We start from the raw sequence: 13,488 nt of genomic DNA, 5'->3' as shown, positions 1-13,488 counted from the left end.
CGGTATCAAAACATTGGTGTTGGCCTCTGCCCCTCATCCATTAGGAAAAGTGGAGTAGACAACTCAATATAGGTGTCGGATGCCTATCAATTAAACTTGATAATTTCAAGAAGGTTTTTCACAAAGGAGGAATATCTGTTTCAGGAGCCGGGTTCATTGGGTGCAAACCGGCACCTGCTGGCTGTTATGATGCTATACGCGAAACGGCGGCTTGATCGTGAACAGTCCGACTTGAATGCAGCTCGGTAATAAACCGCCGCCACAAAAGCAGGCTGGTTGCGCCGAAGCCAAGGCATAGACCAAACCAGACGCCATAGCTTTGCCAGTTGAGCACGTAGGCACATAAGGCCATCGCGGGTATGCCAATCATCCAATAGCCAACCAGCGTGTTTGTGAAACCCGCCTTGGTGTTGCCAAGCCCGCATAGCAGGCCAACGCAAATATTTTGCGAGCCTTTGAAATACTGATGCGCAATGGCAAACCATAGAAGCGTGGCGGCCATGGCCAATACGGCGGGGTCGTTTTCCTGACCCAGGAAAGGCCGGGTGCCTGGCAATCCTGCTGCCGCGGAGCTCTTTGTTCAGCCGTTTGCCAGCTCATTAAGCATGTCGAGCAACAACTCGAGTTTGTCATGCCCATACCGTTGTTCCAGCCGCTCGTAGATAACACGGCTTTCCGGCATCACCTTATAGATGATGTCAATGCCTGCGGGCGTGATCTCGAGAAGAACACGGCGGCCGTCCTTATGGTCCTTCCGCTTATGGATCAAGCCACGCTCTTCCAGAGTACGGATAATACGGGTGAGGCTTGGAGCCAGAATGAAGGCCCTGTCGGCCATTTCAGATGCGTCAATGACACCTTGCTCTCCGAGAATTCGGATCACGCGCCATTGCTGCTCAGTCACGTCATGCGCGGCGAGCATAGGGCGGAAGCTTTCCATCACAGCTTCCCGCGCCCGCAAGAGCGCAATAGGTAACGACCGCTTTGTGTTGCGTGGCAGCAGTGCGTCAGGCGCCATGCCGGCCTTTTTCGCGTTCTCATTCATGCTTGCTCTATGCGTCATGTATTCGGCGAATGCAATGCATCTCAAAAATCCCAGATATTCTCCTTGACATCAACCAATAACAATTTAACATGTTAAATAAAGGCACAGAGGAGGGGGAGGATGCCTCATCTCAGTATGGAATATTCGGCTAATCTCGACGGCTTGGTCGATTTTCAGGTTCTGGCAAGGGTAGTGCAGGAATCGATTTTATCGACTGGCCTGTTTGAATTGGGTGCTGTGCGGGTGCGGGCTCTCCGCTCCGAAGCCTACGCAATTGCCGATCTTCTGCCGGAAAATGCGTTCATCGACATGTCCTTCCGCATTGGTCACGGGCGTAGCGCCGCAGAGAAAAAACAGGCGGGTGAGGCAATTTTTGCCGCAGTCCGCACGCATTTGGCCAAGTTGTTCGAAACGCCGCATTTCATGCTTTCGCTGGAGGTCCGCGAGATCGATCCGGCGCTCAGCTGGAAAATGAATGCCATTCATCCGCGAATACGCGGGCAGAAATAACGAAACGATCAGAAACTGAATATGCGGGCTTGATGCCGCCGCGCCCGCTCAAGGAGAATGACATGTCAAAACTCGCAGAGAATATCGAAAAGGCCAAGGCCTATCTGAAGCAATTCGAAGGCGTCGTCATGAACCGTATTGGCGGTGAAGACGTGCCTGCTGCTGATGGTTCTACATTCGAGACGATTTCTCCGGTCGACCTCAAGACGCTTGCGACCATCGCGCGCGGCAAGGGCGAGGATATCGACCGGGCTGCGAAGGCAGCCAAGTCCGCGTTTCCGGCATGGGCGGCAATGCCCGGTGAAGAGCGCAAGAAGATCCTCCACAAGGTTGCTGACGCGATTGTCGCACGCGCCGAGGAAATTGCCTTCGTTGAATGCATGGACACGGGACAGTCGCTGAAGTTCATGGCCAAAGCCGCCCTTCGCGGCGCTGAAAATTTCCGTTTCTTTGCTGACCGCGCGCCGGAAGCTCGCGATGGCAAGGCCATCCGCGCGCCGGGTCAGGTTAACATAACGTCGCGTGGGCCAATTGGCCCTGTCGGCGTGATCACGCCGTGGAACACGCCCTTCATGCTGTCAACCTGGAAGATTGCGCCTGCGCTGGCGGCTGGCTGCACGATTGTTCACAAGCCGGCCGAATTTTCGCCGTTGACGGCGCGTTTGCTGGTTGAAATCGCCGAGGATGCCGGTTTGCCGAAGGGGGTTTGGAACCTCGTCAATGGCATGGGCGAGGATGCTGGCCGCGCGCTGACCGAGCACCCGTTGATCAAGGCCATAGGCTTTGTTGGCGAAAGCCGCACCGGTTCGATGATCATGAAGCAGGGCGCCGACACGCTGAAGCGGGTTCACTTCGAGCTTGGCGGCAAGAATCCCTGCATCGTCTTTGCCGATGCCGATCTGGAGCGCGCTGCTGACGCTGCCGTCTTCATGATCTATTCGCTGAATGGCGAGCGTTGCACCTCCTCATCGCGGCTTCTGGTCGAAGAAACGATCTATGACAAGTTCACCGCCATGGTGGCCGAGCGCGCCAAGCGCATCAAGGTTGGCCATCCGCTCGATCCCGAAACGGTCGTCGGTCCGCTGGTTCATCCGGTTCATGAGAAAAAGGTTCTGGAATATATCGGCATTGGCCAATCCGAAGGTGCAACAATTGCCGCAGGTGGCGCGAAGTTCGATGGTCCCGGCGGCGGCTGCTACGTTTCGCCGACCCTCTTCACCGGCGCAAACAACAAGATGCGCATTGCCCAGGAAGAAATCTTCGGCCCTGTGCTGACGGCAATTCCGTTCAAGGATGAAGATGAGGCTCTGGCCCTTGCAAACGACGTTCAATACGGCCTGACCGGCTATCTGTGGACGTCGGATGTCACCCGCTCGTTCCGCTTCACCGAGCATCTTGAAGCTGGGATGATCTGGGTTAATTCCGAAAATGTACGTCATCTACCGACACCGTTCGGTGGGGTGAAGAATTCTGGCATCGGCCGCGACGGCGGTGACTGGTCATTCGATTTCTACATGGAAACGAAGAACGTCGCGTTCGCGACAAGCGCTCATCACATTCTCAAACTTGGTGGCTGAGCGTCGCATCGAACACGATTTACCGGCAAGGGTGCAGGACAGTCCGTGACCTGCACCATGATGGAGGCCCCAAGGAGGAAGACTATGGGTGAGATTGTTCTAGCTGCAAAATGCACGCATGTGCCGACCATGTTGATGTCGGAGCAGGACGGGCCTGTCAAAGGCAAGCGCCAGGCCGCTATCGATGGTCATCTCGAGATCGCTCGCCGCGCCAAAGCGCTCGGTGCCGATACCGTGGTAATCTGCGACACCCATTGGGTGATCAATGCCGGCTTTCACATCAACGCGAATGACCATTTTAAAGGTCTTTTCACTTCGAATGAGTTTCCCCAGTTTATCAGGGACATGGAATACGAATACGTAGGTAATCCTCAGCTCGGTGATGCAATCGCAAAGACTGCATCGGATATGGGCGTTTATACGCTCGCTCATCATCTCGACAGCCTCGAAATGGAGTACGGCACATTGGTGCCCATGCGCTTCATGAGCCGCGAGCACAACATGAAGGTCGTGTCTGTCGCCGCATGGTGCACGGTGCACAGCCATGACGAAAGCCGGGTGATCGGCGAGGCGATCCGCAAGGCGGTTGAGGCGAGCGACAGCAAGGTTCTCCTCGTTGCGTCCGGCTCGCTTTCGCACAAGATCTGGCCGAACAAGGACTATGCAGCCAACAACGGCACTTTCACGATCAGCTCGGAATTCAACCGTCAGATGGACCTGCACGTGCTGGAAATGTGGAAGAATGGCGACCACGCAACCTTCCTGAAGATGCTGCCGGAATATGCCAGCTTTTGCTGCGGTGAAGGCTCCATGCATGATACTGCGATGCTCTACGGGGCGCTTGGCTGGGACAACTATCGCCAGAAGTGCGAAGTCGTCACCGAATATTTCCCCTCGTCCGGCACCGGGCAGACCAACGTGATTTTCCCTGTTCAATAAAACGGAAAATGAAAATGGCGAGGGATATGGGCTCTCGCCAAAATAACCGAATTGGAAAGAAAATGCCCCTGCCAGCTCCCAACCTATATCCGCCATTCAATATTGTTCGTTTGAGCCATGTCGAGTTTGGCGTAAAGGATCTTGCCAGATCCCGTGCCTTCTATGTTGATACACTCGGACTGCAGGTAACGGATGAAACATCCGATGCTATTTATCTGCGCGCCATGGAAGAACGTGGTCACCACTGCATTGTCTTGCGCAAATCCGAAGTGTCAGAAGCCCGCGATCTGGGCTTCAAGGTCTACTCTGAAGAAGACCTCGACAAGGCCGCACATTTCTTCGACGGGAAGGGTCTCGGTGTGGAGTGGGTCGAGCGTCCCTATCAGGCGCGCACCTTCCGCACGTGCGACCCGCATGGTACGCCGCTGGAATTTTATTCCAAGATGGATCGCCTGCCGCCGATTCATCAGCAATATGCGCTCTACCGGGGCGTAAAGCCGCTGCGCATCGACCACTTCAACTGCTTCTCACCGAATGTCGATGAATCGGTTGCTTTCTATAATGAGATCGGCTTCCGCGTGACGGAATACACAGCAGATGAGGAAACCGGCCGCCTCTGGGCAGCATGGACGCACCGCAAGGGTGGCGTTCACGATATCGCCTTTACCAATGGCACCGGTCCGCGCCTGCACCACACCGCGTTCTGGGTTCCGACCCCGCTCAACATCATCGACCTTCTCGACCTGATGTCGACGACGGGTTGGGTGGCAAATATCGAGCGTGGACCGGGCCGTCATGGCATTTCCAACGCCTTTTTCCTTTATATCCTGGATCCGGATGGTCATCGCATCGAAATCTACTGCTCGGATTACCAGACCGTCGACCCGGATCTGGAACCAATCAAGTGGGATCTCAAGGACCCGCAGCGCCAGACGCTTTGGGGCGCGCCTGCACCGCGTTCATGGTTTGAGCATGGCAGCCTCTTTGCAGGCACGCCGGCACGCGAATCCGATCTCAAGGCGCAGCCGATCATCGCGCCTTGATAAAGCTGCTTCAACTTGAAACCGTGAGGACTAGCGTGAAAAAATATCTTTCTTTGGGTGCTGCATTCGCCGCACTTCTGAATTCGTTTGCCGTAGCTCAGGCCGCTGATGAAGCGTCCTGCGTCGCGTTGACACGTGCCTTCTGGATCAACGTCTTTGATAAACGCAATGCTGATGTGGCGATGGATTATCTCTCGCCGAACTACATCCAGCACGTTGCTCCGCCACAGCCGCCCATTTCCGAATGGGTAGACACGTGGCGTGGCGTGTTTGCGACGCCACCGACAGGCCCGGGTAAGGATTTCCCGGAAGCCCAGTCGGACTACAAAACCGAGATTGTCAGCATTGTGGGCGACGAGATGTTCGCCGCATTGCGCGCTCACGATACCGGTCACTGGGATGCCGGTCCTGACAAAGGCAAGGCTTTCGATTTCCACTACTATGACATCTTCCGTTGCGAAAACGGCAAACTGGCAGAACATTGGTATTCGGAAGATCCGGATCCGACAGTCGGTAAGTAACAAAATCGGGCGGCGGCTGATCGACCGCCCATTCTGAAAATTGAGATTTGCCGGAAGCCTGAAATGAAACTGAAAGACCCTTCCCTTTTTCGCGAAGCGGCCCTCATTGGAGGCCAATGGGTAGAAGCCGAACTGGCGACCGCGATCAAGGTAACCAACCCTGCCACCGGCGATCTCATCGGTATCGTGCCCAATCTCGGTGCTGAAGAAGCCCGTACGGCAATCGAAGCCGCCGAGGTCGCACAAAAGGCATGGGCCAAGCGCACAGCCAAAGAGCGGTCGCAGATCCTGCGCAAATGGTTTGAGCTGATGATGGTGAACCAGGATGATCTGGGCGCTATTTTGACCCTCGAACAGGGCAAGCCATTGGCCGAGGCCAAGGGCGAAATTGCCTATGGCGCAAGCTTCATTGAATGGTTTGCCGAAGAAGCCCGCCGCGTTTACGGCGACATCATTCCGGGCCACCAGGTGGACAAGCGCATCCTCGTAATGAAACAGCCTATTGGTGTCGTTGCGGCCATCACGCCTTGGAATTTTCCCAATGCGATGATCACCCGCAAGGCCGGGCCGGCACTTGCAGCCGGTTGCGCCATGGTCCTGAAACCAGCCTCACAGACGCCCTTCTCGGCAATTGCCCTTGCCATTCTAGGTGAGCGCGCGGGCCTTCCTTCCGGCCTCTTTTCGGTGATCACTGGCTCGGCGCGTGAAATCGGCGGCGAAATGACATCAAACCCGATCGTGCGCAAGCTGACTTTCACAGGCTCGACCGAAATCGGCTCGGAACTCTACAAGCAATGTGCGCCGACGGTGAAAAAGCTCGGTCTTGAGCTTGGCGGCAATGCACCCTTCATAGTGTTTGACGATGCCGATCTCGACGCAGCTGTCGAGGGCGCACTGATCGCCAAATTCCGCAATAACGGTCAGACCTGCGTTTGTGCCAACCGCCTTTATGTTCAGGACGGCGTCTATGGGGCTTTCGCGGCAAAGTTGGCTGCTGCCGTTGGCAATCTGAAGACCGGCAATGGTTTTGACGAGGGCGTGATCCTTGGACCATTGATCGATGTTGCCGCTCTGGAAAAGGTCGAGGAACATATTTCCGACGCGGTGTCCAAAGGCGGCAAGATCGTTCGCGGCGGTAATCGTCATGCGCTGGGGGGCACATTTTTCGAGGCAACGGTGATTGCCGACGTCACCCCTGATATGGCTGTGGCGAGGGAAGAGACCTTTGGTCCTCTGGCCCCGCTTTTCCGTTTCACCGACGAGGCCGATGTAATTACGCAGGCCAACGACACCGAATTCGGTCTGGCCTCTTATTTTTACGCCAATGACCTTTCTCGTGTATTTCGTGTCGCCGAGGCACTGGAATACGGCATGGTTGGTGTGAATACCGGTTTGATCTCCACCGCCGAAGCGCCCTTTGGCGGCGTCAAGCTTTCCGGCCTTGGCCGCGAAGGTTCGAAATATGGCATCGAGGAATTCATGGAAATCAAATATGTCTGCCTTGGCGGCATTGCCTGAGAATAGAGGAAACGATCATGGTTCATCCCAAATTTATCAGCTTTTCCAATGGCAGCCGCCACGGCTACGGCCTGCTCATGGAGGATGGCGTGATTGATATTTCGGCGCGTTACCCGAACTGGCCGACACTTCTCGAAGTGGTCGTAGACGGTGCGCTGGAGAAGCTTGCCAAAGAATTCGAAGGGCAAAAGGCGGATTTTCCGGTCTCGGAAATCAAGTTCGAAATTCCGCTGCCACATCCGGAAAAGATCATCTGCGTCGGTGTAAACTTTCCCGACCGCAACGAGGAATACAAGGACGGACAGGCGGCCCCCCCGAACCCATCGCTGTTCATCCGTTTCCCGCGTTCTTTCACCGGTCATAATCAGCCGCTGATCCGTCCGCCGGAAAGCCCGCAGCTGGATTATGAAGGCGAAATCGCTATAGTCATCGGGAAGGGTGGCCGCCGCATTCCTGAATCCGAAGCGCTGGATCACATTGCTGCCCTCTCGCTCTGCAACGAAGGCACGATCCGTGACTGGGTTCGTCATGCCAAGTTCAATGTGACGCAGGGCAAGAATTTCGACCGCACAGGCTCCATCGGTCCCTGGATCATACCCTATAAGGACGAAAACCAGCTCGCCGACATCAAGCTGGAAACCCGCGTTAACGGTGAGGTCCGCCAGTCGGATCGCACCAGTCGCATGATCTTCTCCTTCCGCAAGATCATCAATTACGTTTCAACCTTCGCAACGCTTGTGCCGGGCGATATCATCGTGTGCGGCACACCGACCGGCGCCGGTGCGCGCTTTGATCCGCCAATCTGGCTGAAGCCGGGTGATGTTGTCGAAGTCGAGGCCGATGGTATCGGCATTCTGAGTAACACGATCGCCGACGAGGTGCTTTGATGCCGGACAAAAAGGATATTCAGGCAGCCGCGCTCATGCTCGATGAAGCCGAACGGACGCGGGTGCAGACAGGTCTCTTATCTCTGAAATATCCCGGCATCGACATGGACGATGCCTATGCCATCCAGGGCGCATGGGTGAACAAGAAGATTGCTGATGGCCGCAAAGTCATCGGCTGGAAGATCGGCCTGACCTCCAAGGCGATGCAATATGCGCTGAATATCAACATCCCCGATTCCGGCGTGTTGTTTGACGATATGGTGTTTGAGGACGGGGCCACGGTACCGAAGGACCGTTTCATTCAGCCTCGCATCGAGGCCGAGATCGCTTTCGTGATGAAAACGCCGCTCAGAGGCCCCAATGTCACGGTGTTCGACGTGCTGAACGCCACCGATTACGTGACACCGGCGCTGGAAATTCTCGACACGCGCATCCTGCGCATCGACCCGGAGACGAAGAAGACCCGCACGGTCTTCGATACCATCTCCGACAATGCCGCCAATGCGGGCATCGTCACCGGCGGGCGTGCTGTGCGTCCAGACGATATCGATATGCGCTGGATGGGCGCCATTGTTTCGCGCAATGCCGAGGTTGAGGAAACTGGTCTCGGAGCGGGTGTGCTCAATCAGCCGGCGCGTGGTATTGCCTGGCTTGCCAACCGGCTGGCGCAATATGGAGATGAGGGGATCGAGGCCGGTCAAATCGTGCTCGCCGGGTCATTCATCCGTCCGATCGAGGCCCGCCACGGAGATACAATCGTCGGTGACTTCGGGCCTTATGGCTCGGTCAGCCTCTATTTCGAATAAGGAAACGCCCATGCCCGCGCCGAAAAATACCTTCAAGAAAGCGCTGAAAGAGGGCCGTGCGCAGATTGGTTTCTGGCAGGCGCTCACCAGCCCGGCAACCGTGGAAATTTCGGCCAATGTCGGTTACGACTGGCTGCTGCTCGACGCAGAACACGCCCCCAATGATCTGCCGCTCCTGATCTCGCAGCTCAGGGCCATGAATGGGTCTCACTCTCATCCCATCATCCGGCCGCCGATCGGCGAGACCTGGATCGTCAAACAGCTTCTTGACATCGGTGCCCAGACGCTGCTGATCCCCATGGTGGAGAGCGCTGAAATGGCGCAGGCCATGGTTAAGGCGATGCGTTATCCGCCTGAAGGCGTCAGGGGCGTGGGTGCGGCCCTTGCACGCGCATCCCGCTACAATTCCATTCCCGATTATCTGCAGACCGCCAATGACGAGGTTTGCCTTCTGCTGCAAATCGAAAGCCGGGTGGGGCTTGCCGCTCTTGACGCGATCGCATCGACCGAAGGCGTCGATGGTGTCTTTATCGGTCCGGCCGATCTTGCCGCAGATATGGGCCATCTTGGAAAACCTGGTCATCCCGAGGTGCAGGCGGCTGTGGAAGATGCACTGAAGCGCATTCAGGGACATGGTAAGGCAGCTGGCATCCTGATCGGCGACCTTGGCCTTGCCAGACGCTATGTGGAACTCGGCGCGACCTTCGTCGGCATTGGCAACGACGTGACGCTCTTTGCTAATGCGACCAGGAAACTTCTGGATGACTTCAACAATACAGATGCGGCGAAGGACGGCTCAAAGGCCAAGGTTTATTGATTTCGTTCGGGCGCGGTTGAGTAGCTTTGATTGCTGTTGACAAAAGGCCGATGGGGCGGTCTCATCGTTGAGACCTTCTACCCGGCAATGAAAGCAGCAGGCACATCGAAATCTCAAGGCGGCGTAAACAATAAGACTTTGTGATAAGCCCGGTCGTTAAGAGGTATTTTAAGCCCTTCATCGGTCGCGTTAGCCTCTTGATGAAACGATGGTCCTGCTCGATAAAGTCTGAAAGTTTGCGACAGTACCTTCTCATCGTCGGTCTCCAGTTGAACGGAATCCCACACTCTTTTCCAAAGCATCGGACTATCGGCGGCGACCGTCCTGAAACAAGGTCGCCGATGAGCCATAGAGCGCTTTGGAGACGTATGGGCGTACCTCTCCCGCGCGGCGTTGACACAACTCGGCTTTGAACAGGCGCGCCTCCACAATGTTGGGGCTGTCTCCCGGTGCCAGCGCCAGCAAGTCGATCACATGGAGCGCCAGTTGTGTCTTGCCAGCCGCGGCCAGTTCTTTCGCCCGGGCGAGCACGGCTGTATGATCTGTCAGCGCCGAGAGAATGGCTTCGGCGGCGTCGTCGGGATGAGCCGGATGCAATGAGGTGGGGTTGCGGTCCCACCATCCGTTTTCTTCCCGCCATAGATCGCGCACGATATAGTCCACAGCGCCATAACGCTCGCTCATCCATGGTTTGTCAAAGAGCTCGGGTGGAGGCACGATATCATGCAGAATTTCCGCTTCGGTCATTCCTTCGTTCATTCGCTTGACCACTTCACACCTTAACCAGCGCAGTGCCTCTGCTGTGGTGACCAATCGCTCGCGCACATGATCTTTCCCCTCCACCACACGGCCGAATTCCGTGACAAGCGTTTGCGCTTCAAGGGCTGCCAAACGCTCCAGCGTTTCGGCCCAGCGTATTGAAAACCGTTGTGTTCTGAGCGGCGTTCCGACATTGGCGATAGTGGTGCCCGGAAAAGCGGCACCGGCGTAAAGAAGCCCCTCGCTGGGAATCCAGAGTGCGAGTGCATCGTCGGTTTCGGAGGGCGCGGCAAATAGGGTGATTGCCGGATTGCCCTCAAGTTCCAGAACGCTTTCGAACGTCAGATTTGGATCGACCAGAACCTCTGATGGCCGCCACTGAGGGAACTGAGGAAACTGAATCCTGTTCAAATGCCGCTGCAGACCTTCCGTCTCGCGATAACGGGCATAGCGCCGGGGAAGATTGGCCTGGGCGATCAGCAGCGGCGCCGGATCGCCGCGCCCGACTGCATGGGTAAGCCAGTCCCGAACCCCGTCATTGTAACCGGCGTGACCATGCGAATAGCAAATTGCCCGCACCGGTGCGTCGCTCCAGGCTCTCAGCGCGGCAATCATGCGCGCTGTTACACCACCGCCAGGACCGGAATCGACGAGCACGACTCCGCTGTCGGTGCGAACCGCCAGAGCATTGCCTTGTGCCGGCAAAATCAGGGCATATGAGCCGAGTTCACGTATGCCTTCCGCGCCGCTGAGAACCCGCACGGCTGGTGCATCCTCATCTTCTGTCATTGGGGACTCCTCTCCGATATTCTTCTATTAATGCATACGGGTTAAAAAATCGCAAGGCGGCTTGAGAGTTTGTCTTTCTCAAAAAAATGGCGTGGCCTTCCAAATTGACAGAAATAAGCGAAAATATGCCTATTTTTGCCAAAAACAGATGATTTTCGACAAAGAAAAAGCAATCCTTCCTCGAGGGCGAGCCAGTAAATCCTATCTGCCTGTCTGAAAATATGATTGACATCCATTAATTTCTATGGCGGATTTAACGTGGGAGAAGAGGGCATCACGTGCCGCTTCGGGAGGAAACATGGTTGAGATATGGGCGAACCGCACCGCAATTGCGCTTGGACTTGCGCTGGCGGTTCAGGCGATTTGGACGTCTTATGTGGGAATGTATGATCCGGGTCTGCATCGCACGCTGGTATTCGGCCTGTGTGCGCTCGCTGTCGTGCTTGCCAATCCGCTTGCCTCACGCATGAAGCTCAGTGGCTTTCCGGCGGCGGCGGCCTGGATGGCGGATGCCGTCCTGATTGGTGCCATTGCCATGGGTATCGAACGGTTTGTTACCGGACAGGCAAATTTTGCCAATATGCTGATGGATCTCCCGGTGTTTGATCAATGGGTGGCGCTTTTTGCGATGCTGGCGACTCTTGAACTGACACGGCGCGAATTTGGTCTGGGTCTCGCTGCCGTTGCCGGGCTGATGCTTGCCTATTGCTTGTGGGGACAGTCTCTGCCGGGTGTGCTTCAGCATGCGGGCTTCACCCTGGCACAGCTGACCGAAGGCATGTGGTATGGTTTTCAGGGCGTGTTCGGGTTGCCCGCCTCGGTGGTGATCGAGCTTCTCTATATTTACATTATTTTCGGCGTTGTTCTCGAGGCAACCGGGGCCGGTCCCGCTCTCATCAAGATTGCCGTTCGTCTGACCGGTCGCGTGCCGGGCGGGTCCGCTCATGCGGCCACGGTTGCCTCAGCGCTGTTCGGTTCGATGTCCGGCTCTGTGACGGCCAATGTGGCCGGTACCGGCACATTCACCATTCCGATGATGAAAAAGAAGGGCTTCAGTCCTGAGTTTGCAGGTGCGGTGGAAGCAGCCGCCTCCACTGCAGGCCAGTTTATTCCGCCGGTGATGGGGGCGGTTGCCTTCATGCTGGCACAGCTCACCAGCACAAACTATCTGCTGGTATGTGCCGCAGCAATCGTGCCGGCCGCCATCTATATCCTGTCGCTTTTTGTGTCCGTCTATCTTGAAGCGCAGAGACTGGGCATGCGCCCTGAAAATCCCAAGACGCTTCCGCGCCTCACCCGCGAAGACGCGATCCATTCCTTGATGTTTGCCATCCCGGTTGCCGTGGTGATCGGAGTGATGATGATGGGACGTTCCCCGGCAATGGCCGGTTTCTGGGCCACGATATCGGCCATCGCGCTCGGTCTTGCCCTGAACCCGCAGTTGCGCAAACGGCCGCAAATTCTGCTGGCAGCACTCGCGCATGGCGGGCTTTCAGGTGCGAAGATCATGGTTGCCGTCGGCGCAATCGGCATTGTTGTGGCCGGGTTCAACCTGACGGGCGTGGGCCTCAGTTTTGCACAGACTGTCAGCGCACTTGGGTCTGACAATCTCTTGTTGAGCCTGATTTTGACAGGGCTGGCCTGCCTGGTGCTGGGCATGGGCATGCCCACATTACCTGCCTATCTAATCATCGTGCTTGTCATGGGGCCGGCTTTGCAGTCGCTCGGCGTGCCAAGGCTCGCAGCCCACATGTTCGTGCTTTATTTTGCCGTTCTTTCGGCAATCACGCCGCCAGTAGCGCTCGCCGCTTTTGCCGCCGCCCCAATCGCCGGGGCAAATCCCATGAAGATCGCGCTGGTTTCGATGCGGCTCACGCTTGTGGGTTTCATCGTGCCTTTCGTCTTTGTCTACAATCCGTCCCTGTTGCTGGTGGTCGGGTTCGAACCGACAGATTTCGCCATTGGCCTTTTGAGACTCATCGCGCTTGTCTGGACGCTTGGTGTTGGTTTTGCCGGCTATGGCTTTGGTGGGCCGGTTGGGCCGGTCTGGCGCGGACTGCATCTGTTTGCAGCACTTCTGCTGCTTTTTAGAAACACCGGTCTTGACCTTGCCGGTCTTGCCCTTGTCGTCTTGCTGACCGTCCTCATCTTGCGGCGGCGGTCGGCCACCCTGAGTGGAGAAATGCTTTGAACCGTCCCCTTTTTCAATCTGACATCCAGGACTTCAACACGCTTGCACAGGATGCGTATATTTATGCTTTGCCGCTGGTGATCCTT

The 13,488-nt window shown here is 56.3% G+C and carries 13 protein-coding genes; 10 read left to right on the top strand and 3 right to left on the bottom strand.

The genetic code is table 11. The features are described 5' to 3' along the window. Window positions 1–184 precede the first annotated feature (184 nt). Together NHF56_RS19995 and hpaR are read right to left on the bottom strand one after the other, a co-directional pair. Window positions 185–556 carry a hypothetical protein gene (locus NHF56_RS19995; protein ID WP_252807906.1) on the bottom strand — a complete coding sequence of 124 codons (372 nt, stop codon included), beginning with the start codon at window positions 554–556 and terminating at the stop codon, window positions 185–187. Window positions 557–580: 24 nt separating this feature from the next. Then, window positions 581–1,045, bottom strand: coding sequence for a homoprotocatechuate degradation operon regulator HpaR (gene hpaR, locus NHF56_RS19990; RefSeq protein WP_252807904.1), 465 nt, complete (start codon window positions 1,043–1,045; stop codon window positions 581–583). Between the two features lie 120 nt (window positions 1,046–1,165). Here hpaR and NHF56_RS19985 point away from each other — a divergent pair, with 120 nt between their 5' ends. The 9 genes from NHF56_RS19985 (at window position 1,166) to hpaI (ending at window position 9,663) form a co-directional block, all read left to right on the top strand. After that, entirely contained in the window at window positions 1,166–1,555 is a 390-nt protein-coding gene (locus NHF56_RS19985; protein WP_252807902.1) for a 5-carboxymethyl-2-hydroxymuconate Delta-isomerase, read from the top strand. 62 nt (window positions 1,556–1,617) lie between these two features. Continuing rightward, a complete protein-coding gene (gene hpaE / locus NHF56_RS19980; RefSeq protein ID WP_252807900.1) occupies window positions 1,618–3,132 on the top strand; it encodes a 5-carboxymethyl-2-hydroxymuconate semialdehyde dehydrogenase in 1,515 nt (504 codons plus the stop codon). 84 nt (window positions 3,133–3,216) lie between these two features. After that, window positions 3,217–4,071: a 3,4-dihydroxyphenylacetate 2,3-dioxygenase gene (gene hpaD / locus NHF56_RS19975; protein ID WP_252807898.1), complete on the top strand. Its 855-nt coding sequence runs from the start codon at window positions 3,217–3,219 to the stop codon at window positions 4,069–4,071. A 62-nt stretch (window positions 4,072–4,133) separates the two neighbouring features. Continuing rightward, on the top strand, window positions 4,134–5,114 hold the full coding sequence (hpaD, locus tag NHF56_RS19970; protein ID WP_252807895.1) for a 3,4-dihydroxyphenylacetate 2,3-dioxygenase: 981 nt from the start codon (window positions 4,134–4,136) through the stop codon (window positions 5,112–5,114). A gap of 35 nt (window positions 5,115–5,149) precedes the next feature. Then, window positions 5,150–5,635 carry an ester cyclase gene (locus tag NHF56_RS19965; RefSeq protein WP_252807894.1) on the top strand — a complete coding sequence of 162 codons (486 nt, stop codon included), beginning with the start codon at window positions 5,150–5,152 and terminating at the stop codon, window positions 5,633–5,635. 63 nt (window positions 5,636–5,698) lie between these two features. Continuing rightward, the gene (gene gabD, locus NHF56_RS19960; RefSeq protein WP_252807892.1) at window positions 5,699–7,153 is read left to right on the top strand and encodes an NADP-dependent succinate-semialdehyde dehydrogenase; all 1,455 of its coding nucleotides are present in this window, start codon (window positions 5,699–5,701) and stop codon (window positions 7,151–7,153) included. Window positions 7,154–7,170: 17 nt separating this feature from the next. Then, window positions 7,171–8,040 carry a fumarylacetoacetate hydrolase family protein gene (locus NHF56_RS19955; protein WP_252807890.1) on the top strand — a complete coding sequence of 290 codons (870 nt, stop codon included), beginning with the start codon at window positions 7,171–7,173 and terminating at the stop codon, window positions 8,038–8,040. Beyond that, window positions 8,040–8,846: a 2-oxo-hept-4-ene-1,7-dioate hydratase gene (gene hpaH / locus NHF56_RS19950; RefSeq protein ID WP_252807887.1), complete on the top strand. Its 807-nt coding sequence runs from the start codon at window positions 8,040–8,042 to the stop codon at window positions 8,844–8,846. Before NHF56_RS19955 ends, hpaH begins: the two co-directional genes overlap by 1 nt. Window positions 8,847–8,856: 10 nt before the next feature. Further along, window positions 8,857–9,663 (top strand): 4-hydroxy-2-oxoheptanedioate aldolase, encoded by an 807-nt coding sequence (hpaI, locus tag NHF56_RS19945; RefSeq protein ID WP_252807885.1) that lies wholly within the window; start codon window positions 8,857–8,859, stop codon window positions 9,661–9,663. Between the two features lie 306 nt (window positions 9,664–9,969). On the opposite strand, the gene NHF56_RS19940 is transcribed toward hpaI, so the two are convergent. Next, complete coding sequence (locus NHF56_RS19940) at window positions 9,970–11,211, bottom strand: alkyl sulfatase dimerization domain-containing protein (RefSeq protein ID WP_252807883.1); 1,242 nt, start codon at window positions 11,209–11,211, stop codon at window positions 9,970–9,972. A 298-nt stretch (window positions 11,212–11,509) separates the two neighbouring features. Between NHF56_RS19940 and NHF56_RS19935 the strand changes: the two genes are divergently transcribed. Beyond that, window positions 11,510–13,402, top strand: a complete 1,893-nt coding sequence (locus tag NHF56_RS19935) for a TRAP transporter fused permease subunit (protein ID WP_252807882.1) — start codon at window positions 11,510–11,512, stop codon at window positions 13,400–13,402. Window positions 13,403–13,488: the final 86 nt, after the last annotated feature.

Origin of the sequence: Rhizobium sp. L1K21, assembly GCF_024055895.1 — a bacterium.
Classification (GTDB): Bacteria; Pseudomonadota; Alphaproteobacteria; order Rhizobiales; family Rhizobiaceae; genus Ensifer_A.
This window is presented reverse-complemented; position numbering and strand designations above follow the sequence as displayed.

Coding starts and splice junctions, on each gene's coding strand:
- hpaD (WP_252807895.1), top strand. CDS start 4,134: ATGCCCCTGCCAGCTCCCAACCTATATCCGCCATTCAATATTGTTCGT.
- NHF56_RS19955 (WP_252807890.1), top strand. CDS start 7,171: ATGGTTCATCCCAAATTTATCAGCTTTTCCAATGGCAGCCGCCACGGC.
- hpaI (WP_252807885.1), top strand. CDS start 8,857: ATGCCCGCGCCGAAAAATACCTTCAAGAAAGCGCTGAAAGAGGGCCGT.
- hpaH (WP_252807887.1), top strand. CDS start 8,040: ATGCCGGACAAAAAGGATATTCAGGCAGCCGCGCTCATGCTCGATGAA.
- NHF56_RS19935 (WP_252807882.1), top strand. CDS start 11,510: ATGGTTGAGATATGGGCGAACCGCACCGCAATTGCGCTTGGACTTGCG.
- hpaR (WP_252807904.1), bottom strand. CDS start 1,045: ATGAATGAGAACGCGAAAAAGGCCGGCATGGCGCCTGACGCACTGCTG.
- hpaE (WP_252807900.1), top strand. CDS start 1,618: ATGTCAAAACTCGCAGAGAATATCGAAAAGGCCAAGGCCTATCTGAAG.
- gabD (WP_252807892.1), top strand. CDS start 5,699: ATGAAACTGAAAGACCCTTCCCTTTTTCGCGAAGCGGCCCTCATTGGA.
- hpaD (WP_252807898.1), top strand. CDS start 3,217: ATGGGTGAGATTGTTCTAGCTGCAAAATGCACGCATGTGCCGACCATG.
- NHF56_RS19940 (WP_252807883.1), bottom strand. CDS start 11,211: ATGACAGAAGATGAGGATGCACCAGCCGTGCGGGTTCTCAGCGGCGCG.
- NHF56_RS19985 (WP_252807902.1), top strand. CDS start 1,166: ATGCCTCATCTCAGTATGGAATATTCGGCTAATCTCGACGGCTTGGTC.